11 protein-coding genes are annotated in these 12,292 nt (G+C 72.4%); 5 read left to right on the top strand and 6 right to left on the bottom strand.

Going from position 1 to position 12,292, the window contains the following annotated elements; all coding sequences use genetic code 11:
- Positions 1-45 precede the first annotated feature (45 nt).
- The 3 genes from tilS to dacB form a co-directional block, all read right to left on the bottom strand.
- A complete protein-coding gene (gene tilS, locus PV343_RS13955) occupies positions 46-1,110 on the bottom strand; it encodes a tRNA lysidine(34) synthetase TilS (protein ID WP_319147199.1) in 1,065 nt (354 codons plus the stop codon).
- Positions 1,111-1,301: 191 nt separating this feature from the next.
- Positions 1,302-2,435, bottom strand: a complete 1,134-nt coding sequence (locus PV343_RS13950; protein WP_319147198.1) for a zinc-dependent metalloprotease — start codon at positions 2,433-2,435, stop codon at positions 1,302-1,304.
- Between the two features lie 79 nt (positions 2,436-2,514).
- Positions 2,515-4,116 carry a D-alanyl-D-alanine carboxypeptidase/D-alanyl-D-alanine-endopeptidase gene (dacB, locus tag PV343_RS13945; RefSeq protein ID WP_319147197.1) on the bottom strand — a complete coding sequence of 534 codons (1,602 nt, stop codon included), beginning with the start codon at positions 4,114-4,116 and terminating at the stop codon, positions 2,515-2,517.
- Between the two features lie 79 nt (positions 4,117-4,195).
- Here dacB and PV343_RS13940 point away from each other — a divergent pair, with 79 nt between their 5' ends.
- Together PV343_RS13940 and PV343_RS13935 are read left to right on the top strand one after the other, a co-directional pair.
- Positions 4,196-4,687 carry an inorganic diphosphatase gene (locus tag PV343_RS13940; protein ID WP_319147254.1) on the top strand — a complete coding sequence of 164 codons (492 nt, stop codon included), beginning with the start codon at positions 4,196-4,198 and terminating at the stop codon, positions 4,685-4,687.
- 117 nt (positions 4,688-4,804) lie between these two features.
- Positions 4,805-6,469, top strand: a complete 1,665-nt coding sequence (locus PV343_RS13935; RefSeq protein ID WP_319147196.1) for a threonine/serine ThrE exporter family protein — start codon at positions 4,805-4,807, stop codon at positions 6,467-6,469.
- Positions 6,470-6,481: 12 nt separating this feature from the next.
- Here the strand turns inward: PV343_RS13935 and PV343_RS13930 are convergent, their stop codons facing one another.
- The gene (locus tag PV343_RS13930; RefSeq protein WP_319147195.1) at positions 6,482-7,546 is read right to left on the bottom strand and encodes a DedA family protein; all 1,065 of its coding nucleotides are present in this window, start codon (positions 7,544-7,546) and stop codon (positions 6,482-6,484) included.
- Positions 7,547-7,658: 112 nt separating this feature from the next.
- Between PV343_RS13930 and PV343_RS13925 the strand changes: the two genes are divergently transcribed.
- A complete protein-coding gene (locus PV343_RS13925) occupies positions 7,659-8,036 on the top strand; it encodes a YbjQ family protein (RefSeq protein WP_319147194.1) in 378 nt (125 codons plus the stop codon).
- A 15-nt stretch (positions 8,037-8,051) separates the two neighbouring features.
- On the opposite strand, the gene PV343_RS13920 is transcribed toward PV343_RS13925, so the two are convergent.
- The gene (locus PV343_RS13920) at positions 8,052-8,813 is read right to left on the bottom strand and encodes a MerR family transcriptional regulator (RefSeq protein ID WP_319147193.1); all 762 of its coding nucleotides are present in this window, start codon (positions 8,811-8,813) and stop codon (positions 8,052-8,054) included.
- A 122-nt stretch (positions 8,814-8,935) separates the two neighbouring features.
- On the opposite strand from PV343_RS13920, the gene PV343_RS13915 reads away from it, so the two are divergent.
- Positions 8,936-10,222: an ion channel protein gene (locus PV343_RS13915; protein WP_319147192.1), complete on the top strand. Its 1,287-nt coding sequence runs from the start codon at positions 8,936-8,938 to the stop codon at positions 10,220-10,222.
- A 28-nt stretch (positions 10,223-10,250) separates the two neighbouring features.
- Entirely contained in the window at positions 10,251-11,657 is a 1,407-nt protein-coding gene (locus PV343_RS13910) for a glutamate decarboxylase (RefSeq protein WP_319147191.1), read from the top strand.
- A gap of 52 nt (positions 11,658-11,709) precedes the next feature.
- Here PV343_RS13910 and PV343_RS13905 read toward each other — a convergent pair whose 3' ends face one another.
- Complete coding sequence (locus tag PV343_RS13905; RefSeq protein WP_319147190.1) at positions 11,710-12,252, bottom strand: DinB family protein; 543 nt, start codon at positions 12,250-12,252, stop codon at positions 11,710-11,712.
- Positions 12,253-12,292: the final 40 nt, after the last annotated feature.

The raw sequence follows: 12,292 nt of genomic DNA, 5'->3' as shown, positions 1-12,292 counted from the left end.
GCTTCCCGGACCGGCCGCCGGAGTGTCGCTCCGGGAGGTCGGGATTCAGCCCTGCCGAATCACCAGTCTGCCACCCTGGCGCTGGGCGACGACTTTGCCCGGAAGATTGATGGCCTTCTGGCCGCGCCAGCCGGTGATCAGCCGGTCGACTTCCTCGATGTGGCGGGCGAAGAGCGAGCCGGCCGGTGCGCCCGCCTCGATGGCGGCGCGGCGCAGGATGCGGCGGCGTACGGCGGGCGGCAGGGCGTAAAGCTTGGCGCACTCCAGCAGTCCTGCGGCGTCGCGTACGGAGGCCTCGGCCTGGCTGGCCCAGGCGTCGAGGGCGTCCGCGTCGTCGCGGGAGAGCTGGGCGGTGCGCGCCAGGGCTTCCACGACGCCTTTGCCGAGGGCCTTCTCCAGGGCGGGCAGGCCCTCGTGCCGCAGCCGGGAGCGGGTGTAGGCGGGGTCGGCGTTGTGCGGGTCGTCCCAGACGGGCAGGGACTGGACCATGCAGGCCTTGCGGGCGGTCTGCCGGTCGAGGTGGAGGAAGGGGCGCCGGTAACGGCCGTCGGCCCCCGAGACCGCGGCCATGCCGGACAGGGAGCGGATGCCGGAGCCGCGGGCGAGGCCCAGCAGGACGGTCTCGGCCTGGTCGTCGCGGGTGTGGCCGAGCAGGATCGCGTCGGCGCCGTGGCGGAAGGCGGCGTCGTCGAGGGCCGTGTAGCGGGCGTCGCGGGCGGCGGCTTCGGGCCCGCCCTCGCGGCCCACCGTGACGGCGATGGACTCGACCGGGTCGAGGCCGAGTTGGCGCAGCCTGAGGACGACTTCGTCGGCGCGCAGGCCGGAGCCGGGCTGGAGGCCGTGGTCGACGGTGACGCCGCCGGCGCGGATGCCGAGCTTGGGGGCTTCGAAGGCGAGGGCCGAGGCGAGCGCCATGGAGTCGGCGCCGCCGGAGCACGCGACGAGGACGAGCGGGGAGGGGCGCTCGGCGCGGCCCGGCGCGCGGGCGCCTTCGGGGGCCGCGGTGGCCGCCGCCGCTTTCTCGGGTGTTCGGCTGTGGTCGGTGAGGAGGTCGTGGAGGACGCGGCGAACCGCCAGGCGTATCGCTGCGACCGCAGGATGGGGACCCATGTCCGGTTCCCTTCATGAAGTTGTCGGGGGGCGAGCCCGAGTCCGGTCACTCAGAGTGTGTAGATGGTGACAGAAGCGGGCCGTTCCCCGAGCATTGCACGCCTACCCATGGCTCACGGTCCCTCGGACGGGTGATTGGAGGGGCGTTCGCCTGCCGTCGGCCGGATTCCTTTCACGACGTGCTCACCGGTTCACGACTCCGCCTTGCGGTGCACGCGGGCGACCCAGCCCGCCGGATCGGCGATCTCGGCCTTGGTGGGCAGGGTGTTGGGTGAGGTCCACACGCGGTTGAAGCCGTCCATGCCGACCTGGTCGACGACGCCCCGTACGAAGCGTTCGCCGTCCCGGTACTGCCTCAGTTTGGCGTCCAGGCCCAGCAGTTTGCGCAGCGCGAGGTCGAGACGGGAGGCGCCCTTGGCGCGGCGCTGCTGGAACTTCTCGCGGATCTCGGCGACGGACGGCACGACCTGGGGTCCCACGCCGTCCATGACGAAGTCGGCGTGGCCTTCGAGCAGGGACATGACGGCGGTGAGGCGGCCGAGGATCTCGCGCTGCGCCGGGGTCTGCACGAGTTCGACGAACGAGCGTCCGCCGTCGTCCTCCTCGCCCTCGGGGCGCCCGCCGGCGAGGGACTGGGCGGCGTCCCTGACGCGTTCGAGGACGGTCATCGGGTCGACGTCGGTCTCGGCCAAGAAAGACTGGATTTCACCCTCGAGGTGGTCGCGGAGCCAGGGCACGGCGGTGAACTGGGTGCGGTGGGTCTCCTCGTGGAGGCACACCCAGAGCCGGAAGTCGTGCGGCTCGACGTCGAGTTCGCGCTCCACGTGGACGATGTTGGGGGCGACGAGGAGCAGGCGGCCGCCGCCGTTCTCGCCCGCCGGGAGGTCGCGGGTGGAGGGGGCGAAGGTCTCGTACTGCCCGAGGACGCGGGAGGACAGGAACGAGAGCAGCATGCCGAGTTCGACGCCGGTGACCTTGCCGCCGACGGTGCCGAGGACGGCGTTGCCCGGGCTGCTGCCGCGACGTTCCTGCATCTTCTCCAGGAGCGGCTTGAGGAGTTCCCGGAAGCCGGCGACGTTGGCCCGCACCCAGCCCGGGCGGTCGACGACGAGGACCGGGGTGTCGTGGGCCTCGTCGGTGCCGAGCCGGGTGAAGCCCCGGACGTGCTCCTCCGAGGCCTTGGCGTGCCGGCGCAGCTCCGCGACGACGGAGCGGGCCTCGTCGCGGCTGACCTCGGGGCCCGGTCGTACGAGCCGTGTCGCGGTCGCCACCGCGAGGTTCCAGTCGACCATCCCGGGAGATGCGGTGCCACCGAAGCTCGTCATGCGTCAACGGTACGTGAGCGTCACCGCTTGGGGCAGGCCGTGCGCGGGGCGGGGCCGGCCGGGTCGCGCGGCCCCGGGGTCACCCGCAGCCGCACCCGGCCAGCGCCGTGGCCGTCGCGTCCAGGGCCGCCTGCGCCTCGGGCGGGTTGGTGGTGCCGGAGGCCAGGAAGGCGAAGGCGAGGAGCCGGCCGTCCTTGTCGACGACCGTGCCGGCCAGCGTGTTCACGCCGGTCAGGGTGCCGGTCTTGGCGCGTACGACGCCCGCGGCGCCGTTGGTGTAGCGGGCCGCGAGGGTGCCGGTGAAGCCGGCGACGGGGAGGCCGGTGAGGACCGGGCGCAGGCCGGGGTCCGCCGGATCGCCGGCCTTGACCAGCAGGGCGGTGAGGAGGTCGGCCGTGAGCCGGTCGTCGCGGTCGAGGCCGCTGCCGTCGTGGAAGGCGGTGCCGGACAGGGGCAGGCCGAGCTTGCCGAGCCGGGCGGCGACGGCCTCGGCGCCGCCCGCGAAGCTCGCGGTGCCGCCGCTCGCCAGGGCGGTGTGGCGGGCCAGGGCCTCGGCGATGTCGTTGTCGCTGTTGGTCAGCATGCGCTCGACCAGGGCGGACAGCGGGGGTGAGGAGACGGTGGCGAGGGTGTCGGCGGTGCCACCGGCCTTGGAGGGGCCGGGGGCCGAGGTCTTGACGCCGGCGTCGTTGAGGAAGCCGGCGAACTTGTGCGCCGCGTCCGCCGCCGGGTCTCCGACGCGGGTGACCGGGCCGCTGCTCGATCCGTTCGTGCGGCCCTCGTCCACGGTCAGGGCGCTGACGGGGGCGAGGTTCTCGTTGACGCCGATGCGGTGCAGGGCGGGGCCGGAGTAGAGCGTGGTGTCGTAGGAGAGCGTGACCTCGTGGATGCCGCGCTTCTTCAGTGCCTCGGCGGTGCCGGTGGCGAGCGTCCGCAGGCTCGCCCAGCCGTCGGCCTTCCGGTGGGCGGTGAGGGTGGGATCGCCGCCGCCGACGAGGACGAGTTCCCCGGTGCCGGGTTCGAGGGCGGTGCGGGTGGTGAGGCGGTGGTCGGGGCCGAGGGCGGACAGCGCGGCGACAGCGGTGGCGATCTTGGTGGTGGAGGCGGGGGTGAGCGCCTTGCCGGCGCCGGAGCCGTAGAGCCGCCTGCCGGTGCCGATGTCCACGACGGACGCGGTGTGGGTGCCGCCGAGCGCGGGGGCGTTCAGGAGCGGCTTCAGGACGTCCGCGAGGGCCTTCTGGCCGGGCGGGGCCTTCTTGGTGCTGACGGTGTCCGCGCCGCCGCCCAGGCTCGCGAGGACGGCCGCGGCGCTGGGGGCGGGCCGGGGCGCCCCGGAGGTGGTGCCGGAGGAGCCGTGATCTGCGCCACCTGACCGCTCCAGGGCGGCGGCCCGGTCGCGTTCGGCCGTACGCTGACCGTTGGCGTCCCAGGGACCGGCGGCGGTCACCACACCGGCGGCCAGTGCCAGCCCGGCGGTGGCGGCGCCCGCGCTGTACTGCCAAGTCCGGACGTTCCGCGTGCGGGAAGGGCGGTCCGGCCCGGGTCGTACCGCCTTCGTCAGCCGCGTGACCCGCGGCTTCGCGGCCGCCGCCGCACGCGCCAGACGCGGTCGTACGGCGTTCGCGATCCGCACCACATGCGGCTTCGCGGCTCGCCAAGGTCTCACCTCTGGCACGACCACCAGCCCCTTTCGCGATCACACACCTGCGTGAGGGACACTTAATCACCAGAACTATGTGCTGATCATGGAGGAGCCACCGGTGGAGTTCGACGTCACGATCGAGATCCCGAAGGGTTCGCGGAACAAGTACGAGGTGGACCACGAGACCGGTCGGATCCGCCTGGACCGTCGCCTCTTCACCTCGACCGCCTACCCGACCGACTACGGCTTCGTCGAGAACACCCTCGGCGAGGACGGCGACCCGCTGGACGCGCTGGTCATCCTGGACGAGCCGACCTTCCCGGGCTGTCTGATCAAGTGCCGTGCGATCGGCATGTTCCGGATGACGGACGAGGCGGGCGGCGACGACAAGCTGCTGTGCGTGCCGGCCACCGACCCGCGGGTGGAGCACCTGCGCGACATCCACCACGTGTCGGAGTTCGACCGCCTGGAGATCCAGCACTTCTTCGAGGTGTACAAGGACCTGGAGCCCGGCAAGTCGGTCGAGGGTGCCAACTGGGTCGGCCGCGTGGACGCGGAGCTGGAGATCGAGCGTTCCTACAAGCGCCTCAAGGAGACGGGCGGTCACTGACCGGCCGGTTTGCCTGCCACGGGCCGCGGTCACCCTCTCGGGGGTGGGCGCGGCCCGTGTGCGTACCGGTGCGCATACTGAGGCTGACGGAAGGCGTCGTTCAGGGAGCGGTACGAGGTGATGCAGGCGGAGGACAGGAAGCCGCGGTCGGACGAGGCGCGGACCACCTACGACCCGGAGATCACGTCCGAGTTCGCCATCCCCGCGGGCCTGGAGGTGTCCAGGGGCGGCGGTGAGCCGGAGACCACGTCCGAGTTCGCGGTGCCGTCGGGTCTGCAGACGCGGCAGCCGCCGGCGGCCGCGGAGGCGGAGGGGTCGGCGTTCAGTCTGCCGAGCACCTACAGCGCCCAGGACGCCCCGGTCGCGTTCACGCCGGCGACGGGCGTCCCGGCGGTCAGCCTGATCAAGGACGCGCCCTGGCAGGACCGGATGCGCACGATGCTGCGCATGCCGGTGACCGAGCGGCCGGCGCCCGAGCCCGTGCAGCGGGCCGAGGAGGGCGGGCCCGCGATCCCGCGCGTGCTCGACCTGACGCTGCGTATCGGGGAACTGCTGCTGGCGGGCGGTGAGGGCGCGGAGGACGTGGAGGCCGCGATGTTCGCGGTGTGCCGGTCCTACGGCCTGGACCGCTGCGAGCCGAACGTCACCTTCACGCTGCTGTCGATCTCCCACCAGCCGTCCCTGGTGGACGACCCGGTCACGGCGTCACGGACGGTACGGCGGCGGGGTACCGACTACACCCGGCTGGCGGCCGTGTTCCGGCTGGTGGACGACCTGACCGACGCGGAGACCCATGTCTCCCTGGAGGAGGCCTACCGGCGGCTGGCGGAGATCCGCCGCAACCGGCACCCGTACCCCGGCTGGGCGCTGACCCTGGCGAGCGGGCTGCTCGCGGGTGCGGCCTCGGTGCTGGTCGGCGGTGACGTGCTCGTGTTCGTGGCGGCCGCGCTGGGCGCGATGCTGGGCGACCGGCTGGCGTGGTTGTGCGCGGGGCGCGGGCTGCCTGAGTTCTACCAGTTCACGGTGGCCGCCATGCCGCCCGCGGCGATCGGGGTGGCGTTCGCGCTGGCGCACGTGGGTGTGGCCGGGTCCGCCGTGGTCACCGGTGGTCTGTTCGCGCTGCTGCCCGGGCGGGCCCTGGTGGCGGGCGTGCAGGACGGGCTGACGGGGTTCTACATCACCGCGTCGGCCCGGCTGCTGGAGGTCATGTACTTCTTCGTCGGCATCGTCACCGGCGTGCTGATCGTCCTGTACTTCGGCGTGAAGGTGGGCGGCCAGCTGAACCCGGACGCGGCGCTGATCGTCTCGCAGCGGCCGGTGGTGCAGATCGTGGCCTCCATGCTGCTGTCGCTGACCTTCGCGGTGCTGCTCCAGCAGGAGCGGTCCACGGTGGTGTGGGTGACGCTCAACGGCGGGGTCGCGTGGTCGGTGTACGGCGCGATGCATGTCGCGGGCGGCATCTCGCCGGTGGCGTCCACGGCCGTGGCGGCGGGCCTCGTCGGGCTGTTCGGGCAGTTGCTGTCCCGCTACCGGTTCGCCTCGGCGCTGCCGTACACGACGGCGGCGATCGGGCCCCTGCTGCCGGGTTCCGCCACCTACTTCGGACTGCTGAACATGGCGCAGAACCAGGTCGACAAGGGCCTGGTGTCGCTGGCGAACGCGGCGTCCCTGGCCATGGCCATCGCGATCGGGGTCAACCTGGGTTCGGAGATCTCCCGGCTGACCCTGCGGATCGGCTCCGCCGGCAAGCGCCGGGCCGCGAAGCGTACGCGCGGCTTCTGACCGCCCGGCCGCTCAGCGGTCGCGGTGGCCGTACGGGTACTGCTGCTGGTCGTAGCCCTGCTGGTCATAGCTCTGCTGGTCATAGCCCTGCTGGTCATAGCCCTGCTGGTCGTACCCGGGCTGCCCGTAGTGCTGCTGCGGGGCGGGCCGCTGCTGGTCGTACCGGGGCCGGCCGTACTGCTGCTGGGCGTGCTGCTGCTGCGGGTAACGCTGCTGGTCGTAGGAGCGGTCGTCGTAGCCGTCCTGGTCCCAGTAGCCCTGCTCCTGCTGGGGCTCCTGGTACTGCTGCGGCTGAGGCTGCTGCCGGGGCTGGTACTGCGGCTGCGGCTGGGGCTGCTCGGGCTCGATGCGGCGCAGGCGGGTGGTGGCGTCGTCCATGACCGGCCCGGACTGGTGCGGGGGCCGGAACTGCCCGGGGTCCGCCTGCTGCTCGGGCAGGCCGGCCGCGGCCTCCTTCCTGGCCTTGCCGCGCGCGCGGAGGAACTCGATCGCGATCGGGACCACCGACACCAGGACGATCAGGATGAGGATCGCCTCGATGTTGTTCTTGACGAAGTCGTGCTTGCCGAGCCAGGAGCCGAGCAGGGTGACACCGGCTCCCCACAGGACGCCGCCGATCACGTTGAAGACCACGAAGGAGCGGTACTTCATGCCGCTGACGCCGGCGATGATCGGCGTGAAGGTGCGCACGATGGGCACGAAGCGGGCCAGGACCAGGGACTTCGGGCCGTACTTCTCGAAGAACTCGTGCGCCTTGGTGACGTTCTCCTGCTTGAACAGGCGGGAGTCCGGCCGGTTGAACAGCGACGGGCCGACCTTCTTGCCGAACATGTAGCCCGCCTGGTCGCCCAGGACCGCGGCGAGGCAGATCAGGGCGATCGCGCCCCACAGCGGGAAGTCCAGCTTGTTGCCGGTGATCAGCAGGCCGCAGGTGAACAGCAGCGAGTCGCCCGGCAGGAAGAAGCCGATGAGCAGGCCGGACTCGGCGAAGACGATGAGCAGCAGACCCCAGATGCTGTAGGTGTCGAGCAGGTAGTTGGGATCGAGCCAGCTCGGGCCGAGGGCGAGTGTCATCACGGGTCCGGGCTCCTGAGGGGAAGAGGCGGCTACGGCGTCTGGGGGACGGCCGCACAAAGCTATCAACGTGAGGTGACCGCCCCAGGTTCCACCGGCGACTCCAGGATGCACTGTGCGACGACTCGGGCAAATCGATGACTACGGCGGCGGCCAGGGGCCCCAGCCGGACGTGCTGGTCGTGACGACGAACGACGTGCCCGGCTACCGGGTCCAGCAGGTGCTGGGCGAGGTGTTCGGGCTCACCGTGCGCTCCCGGCACATCGGCAGCCAGATCGGCGCCGGGCTGAAGTCGATGATCGGCGGCGAGCTGAAGGGGCTCACCAAGACGCTCGTGCAGACCCGCAACCAGGCCATGGAGCGCCTGGTGGAGCAGGCACGCGCGCGGGGGGCCAACGGCGTGCTGATGTTCCGGTTCGACGTGACCGAGGCGGCGGACGTGGGCACGGAGGTGTGCGCGTACGGGACCGCGGTGGTCCTGGCCCGGGAGTAGCCCCCGGGCCAGGGGTCACGCGGAGTGCCGGTCGGCGTTCGCGGCGATCGCCTCGCTCAGGTGGTCGGCGAACCCGGGCCGGGTGGAGTCGTAGAACGCCTTGAAGCGCTCGTCGGCGACGTACATGCTGCCCAGGCAGCGGTGCAGGGCGTGCGGGCACTCGTAGAACCACTTGCCGATGTGCAGGCGGTGCTCCTCGGCCAGGTCCATGGCCGCGTCGCCGGACGGCCGGCCGCCGGCGGTCATCAGGGCGACGTAGCGCGCGGTCCACTCGTCGCTCTCGGCCTTCATGCGCTTCCAGTCGTCCTTGGTGTAGCGGGCGGCGCGGCGCTGCGACTCCGCGTACGGCTCGGTGCCGCCCCAGCGCCGCTCGGTCTCCTCGGCGTACTTCTCCGGGTCGTTCTCCCCGAAGACCTCGAACCGCTCCTCGGGGGTGAGGTCGATGCCCATCGTGCGTGCCTCCATGGCGTGTTCCACGGCCGCGGCCATCTTCTGCAGCTTCTCGATCCGGGCGGTCAGCAGGTCGTGCTGGCGGCGCAGGTGCGCGCGCGGGTCCGCGTCCGGGTCGTCGAGCAGGGCCGCGACCTCGTCGAGCGGGAAGCCGAGCTCGCGGTAGAACAGGATCTGCTGGAGCCGGTCGAGGTCCGCCTCGGTGTAGCGCCGGTGGCCGGCGTGGGTGCGCTCACCCGGTACGAGCAGCCCGATCTCGTCGTAGTGGTGCAGGGTGCGCACCGTGACGCCGGCGAACCCCGCGACCTGTCCCACCAGGTAGCTCACCTCTCGCTCCTTGTCGTCGGTGACGTCGGTACGCCGTCCACGGTGAGGCCTCACGCCACGTGAGGTGCAAGCCGCATCCGTTTCAGGATGTTCGTCATGTTCTGTCCGCTTATGGTGAGCCCGTGGCCCAGGACACCGAGCAGCAGGCTCGCACGACCCGCCCGGCGACCCCGGCCCGGGCGCTGCTGCCGCTGGTGCTGCCCGCGGTCGCCGTGGGCGTGGGCGCGAGCCTGCTGTACATCGGCGTGAGCTCGGCGGCCGAGCAGCTCCAGCACGTGCTGTGGGGGCCGCTGCCCGACGCGCTGGGCGTGGGCCCGTACTCGGTGCTGTGGATGTTCGTCATGCTCGTGGCGACCGGCATCGCCGTCGGCCTGGTGGTCTGGAAGGCCCCCGGGCACGCCGGGCCCGACCCCGCCACCACCGGTCTGGACGCCCCCGCGCTGCCGCCGCTGGTGCTGCCCGGACTGGTGCTGGCCACCGCCCTGATGCTGGCCGGCGGGCCGAGCCTCGGCCCGGAGAACCCCATCATCGCCGTGAACGTGAGTCTCGCGGCCTGGCTGGGCAGCCGCTGGATGCGCCGCGCGCCGGGCGCCCTGTGGCCGATGCTGGCCGAGGCGGGGACGATCGGGGCACTGTTCGGCACGCCGGTCGCGGCGGCGCTGGTCATCTCCGAGGCACTGGCCGGGCGGCCGATACGGGGGATGCTGTGGGACAACCTGTTCGCGCCGCTGACGGCGGCCGCGGTCGGGGCCATGACCACCAGCCTGCTCTTCCGTCCCTCCTTCGACCTCGGCCTGCCCGCCCTGGGGGCCCCGCACTGGCAGGACCTGCTGGCGGCCGTGGTGATCGCCCCGGCGGCCGCCCTGCTCGGTCTGTGCGCCGTGGCGGTCTTCCCGTACGTCCACGCCGCCTTCCAGCGGCTGCGCCACCCGATGCTGATGCTCCCGGCCGGCGGCGCCGTCCTCGGGCTGCTGGCGGCCCTGGGCGGCCATCTGACGCTCTTCAAGGGGCTGGCCGAGGTGTCGGAGCTGGCGCACGACCCCACCGGCTGGTCGGCGGGCCAGTTCGCCGTGATGGCCGTCGTGAAGCTGGCCGCGCTGCTGGTGGCGGCCTCCAGCGGCTTCCGCGGCGGCCGTATCTTCCCCGGCGTCTTCGTCGGCACCACCCTGGGTCTGTGCGCCCACGCGCTGGTTCCCGCCGTCCCGCCCGGCCTCGGTGTGGCGACGGCGGTGCTGGGCATTCTCCTGGCCATCACCCGGCAGGGCTGGGTGAGCCTGTTCACGGCCGCCGTCCTGGTGGCCTCACCGGCGATCATCGCCCTGCTGTGCATCGCTTCGCTGCCCGCCTGGCTGCTGGTCACCGGGCGGCCTCAGATGCAGCTGCGCGAGGACGGCACACCGGTCCGCTGATCCTCACTCCCCGTCTGGAGGCATGTTCATGGCTCTGCACGAAGGCCCCGAGAAGAAGGACGAGCGGCCGATGTCGGTCAACCCGTTCTTCGGGCAGGCGAACCCGGTCGCCGAGATGACCGAGGCCCCGCCCAAGCACCGGCTGCCCGAATCGCCCCTGCCGCCCACCACGGCGGCGCAGCTCGTGCACGACGAGCTGATGCTGGACGGCAACTCCCGGCTGAACCTGGCCACCTTCGTGACCACCTGGATGGAGCCGCAGGCCGGGGACCTGATGGCGGAGTGCCGCGACAAGAACATGATCGACAAGGACGAGTACCCGCGCACCGCCGAACTGGAGCGGCGCTGTGTGGCGATGCTCGCCGACCTGTGGAACGCGCCCGACCCGTCCGCCGCCGTGGGCTGTTCGACGACGGGGTCGAGCGAGGCGTGCATGCTCGCCGGGATGGCGCTGAAGCGGCGCTGGGCGAAGCGCAACGCGGACCGCTACCCGGCAGCCCGCCCGAACCTGGTCATGGGCGTCAACGTGCAGGTCTGCTGGGAGAAGTTCTGCAACTTCTGGGAGGTGGAGGCCCGGCTGGTCCCGATGGAGGGCGACCGCTACCACCTCGACCCGCAGGCGGCGGCCGAGCTGTGCGACGAGAACACCATCGGGGCCGTCGGCATCCTCGGCTCGACCTTCGACGGGTCGTACGAGCCGATCGCGGACCTGTGCGCGGCCCTCGACGCCCTCCAGGAGCGCACCGGCCTCGACGTGCCCGTGCACGTGGACGGGGCGTCCGGCGGGATGGTGGCGCCCTTCCTCGACGAGGACCTGGTGTGGGACTTCCGGCTGCCGCGCGTGGCGTCGATCAACACCTCGGGGCACAAGTACGGCCTGGTGTACCCGGGCGTCGGCTGGGCGCTGTGGCGCGACCGGGAGTCGCTGCCCGAGGAGCTGGTCTTCCGGGTGAACTACCTGGGCGGTGACATGCCCACCTTCGCGCTCAACTTCTCCCGGCCGGGCGCCCAGGTGGTGGCGCAGTACTACACGTTCCTGCGGCTGGGCCGCGAGGGCTACCGGGCGGTGCAGCAGACCACGCGGGACGTGGCGACCGCGCTGGCGGACCGGATCGAGGCGCTCGGCGACTTCCGGCTGCTGACCCGGGGCGACGAGCTTCCGGTGTTCGCCTTCACGACCGCGCCGGGCGTCGAGTCGTACGACGTCTTCGACGTCTCGCGGCGGCTGCGCGAGTGCGGCTGGCTGGTGCCCGCCTACACCTTCCCGCCGAACCGGGAGGACCTGTCCGTGGTGCGGATCGTGTGCCGCAACGGCTTCTCCCACGACCTCGCCGACCTCTTCGTCGACGACCTGACCCGTCTGCTGCCCGAACTGCGCCGGCAGCCGCACCCGCAGACCCGGGACAAGGCGGCGGCGACCAGCTTCCACCACTAGGCCGTGTCCGGACCGGCCGGCGCCCCGCGGGCGCCGGCCGTCCGAACTCCGGTCAGCCGCCCTGCTGTTCCAGGGCCACCAGCTCGAACGCGGTCTTGCCGTCCAGCGACTCGCGGATGATGTCGGCGTGGCCGGCGTGCCGGGCCGTCTCGCGGATCAGGTGCAGGCACAGCCAGCGCAGCGAGACCCGGCCCTCCGGCGGGAACCAGGGGTCCGGCGGCAGCGGGAAGGTGTCGTCCAGGCTGGGCGCGGCGCGGACGTACTTCTCCGTCCCGGCGGCGACCTCCTCCCAGTACGCGAGCTGGGAGGCGACCGTCTCGTCTCCGATCAGCTGGAAGGTCTCGTGCCAGTTCGACTGGTCGCGCGGGATGGCCGGCGGCTCCTGCCGGGCCCGTGCCAGCCAGCCCTGCTCGGTCTCGGCGACGTGCTTGAGCAGGCCGCCCAGGGAAAGCTCGCTGGCGCTGGGGCGGGAGCGGGCCTGCTCCTCGGTCAGCCCGAGCAGCGCCCGGCGGATCCCCCCGCGCTGCTCCTCCAGGAAGGCCAGCAGCGCCCCGCGCTCGTCGCCCCGTGCCTCCGCCGCTACGTGTGTGACCATGACCGGCCGCCTCTCCTCGGGCCCCTTGTTTCCCTGACAC

The organism is Streptomyces sp. WI03-4A (genome assembly GCF_033792105.1).
In the GTDB taxonomy this organism is placed as follows: Bacteria; Actinomycetota; Actinomycetes; order Streptomycetales; family Streptomycetaceae; genus Streptomyces; species Streptomyces collinus_A.
The sequence above is the reverse complement of the archived record's forward strand: the minus strand, read 5'-3'. Positions and strand labels throughout refer to the sequence as shown.

Coding starts and splice junctions, on each gene's coding strand:
- tilS (WP_319147199.1), bottom strand. CDS start 1,110: ATGGGTCCCCATCCTGCGGTCGCAGCGATACGCCTGGCGGTTCGCCGC.
- PV343_RS13950 (WP_319147198.1), bottom strand. CDS start 2,435: ATGACGAGCTTCGGTGGCACCGCATCTCCCGGGATGGTCGACTGGAAC.
- PV343_RS13910 (WP_319147191.1), top strand. CDS start 10,251: ATGGCTCTGCACGAAGGCCCCGAGAAGAAGGACGAGCGGCCGATGTCG.
- PV343_RS13905 (WP_319147190.1), bottom strand. CDS start 12,252: ATGGTCACACACGTAGCGGCGGAGGCACGGGGCGACGAGCGCGGGGCG.